We start from the raw sequence: 1682 nt of genomic DNA on the forward strand, positions 1-1682 counted from the left end.
GCCCCGGCGTCACAAAGGACCCGGCTCCCCCCACCTCCGGTTCGCTCCCATCGGTCAGGAGACGGCAGGACGCGCCCCCGTCCTCCAGCACCACCACCGGCAACCCACCCGGAACCACCCCCTCCGACCCCGCGACCGCCACCACCGCCACCGGAACCGCGTCCTGCACCATGAACCCGACCCGATCCGCCGGATACGACGGATCCACCGGCACATACGCACCCCCCGCCTTCAGCACCCCCAGCACCGCCACCACCAGTTCCACCGACCGCGACGCCACCACCGCCACCAACCGCTCCGGCCCCACCCCCAACCCCACCAGCCGCCGCGCCAGCGCCCCCGCCCGCGCATCCAGCTCCGCATACGTCAACGCCGCATCCCCGCACACCACCGCCACCGCCCCCGGCGAAGCCGCCACCCGCGCCGCGAACTCCGACACGATGGTGGTGGCCGGGGGCGTGCCTCCGGTGCCCGTCCAGTCGCCGAGGACGGCCGCCCGCTCGGTCTCGTCCAGGATGTCGAGCCGCCCGATGCGGGTGTCCGGGTCGGTGACCGCGGCACGGAGCAGGCGGACGAACCGGGCCGCGATGTCCTCGGCCGTCTCCCGGTCGAACAGGTCGGCGGCGTACTCCAGGCCGCCGGACAGACCGCCGGACGGGTCCTCGGCGAGGGTGAGCTGGAGGTCGAACTTGGCGGTCTCGGGGACGAAGGGCTCGATCGTCACGGAGAGGCCGTCGAGATCGAGCGTGGCGGCCGGGGTGTTCTGCAGGACGAGCATCACCTGGAAGAGGGGATGGCGGGCCATCGACCGCACCGGATCCACCAACTCCACCACCCGCTCGAACGGCAGATCCTGATGCCCGAACGCCCCCAGATCCCCCTCCCGCACCCGCCCCACCAACTCACGGAACGACGGATCACCCCCCACATCCGTCCGCAGCACCAGCGTGTTGACGAACATCCCCACCAGATCGTCCAACGCCTCATCGCTCCGGCCCGCCACCACCGTCCCGATCGGCACATCCGACCCCGCACCCAGACGGCACAGCAACGCCGCCAACCCCGCCTGCACCACCATGAACACCGACGCCCCCGACCCCCGCGCCAGCACCCCCAGCTCCCGATGCAGACCCGCGTCGATCTCCACCGGCACCGTCCCGCCCCGATACGACGCCACCACCGGCCGCGCACGATCCACCGGCAACTCCAGCTCCACCGGCAACCCCGCCAGCGCCTCCCGCCAGAACCCCGCCTGCCGCGCCGCCACACTCCCCGGATCGGATTCATCCCCCAGCAGCTCCCGCTGCCAGGCCGCGTAATCGGCGTACTGCACCGGCAACGGCTCCCACACCGGCGCCCGGCCCTCGGTTCGGGCCGCGTACGCCGCGATCACATCCCGCGCCAGCGGCGCCATCGACCACCCGTCCGCCGCCACGTGATGCACCACCAGCAACAACACCCACTCGTCCGGACCGAGCCCGAACAGCCGCGCCCGCAGCGGCGGCTCGGTCACCAGATCGAACCCCTGACCGGCGAAGGCGCTCAGCGCCGCGGCGAGCCCGTCCTCCCCGACCTGCTCGACGTCCATCGGGAACCCGCCCAGCCCTGACCCGTCACCCAGCTCGGCGGCGTCGAGGATCCGTTGGAACGGCACCCCGCCCACCTCCGGCAACACCGTCCGC

1 protein-coding gene is annotated in these 1682 nt (G+C 72.9%); it reads right to left on the reverse strand.

What is annotated here, in order from left to right:
* Window positions 1–1654, reverse strand: a 1654-nt coding sequence (locus IEZ06_RS35705; protein WP_229799168.1) for a condensation domain-containing protein, incomplete at its 3' end; no start/stop codon positions are given.
* Window positions 1655–1682: the final 28 nt, after the last annotated feature.

It is taken from the genome of Planomonospora antibiotica, assembly GCF_014647955.1.
Lineage (GTDB): Bacteria > Actinomycetota > Actinomycetes > Streptosporangiales > Streptosporangiaceae > Planomonospora > Planomonospora parontospora.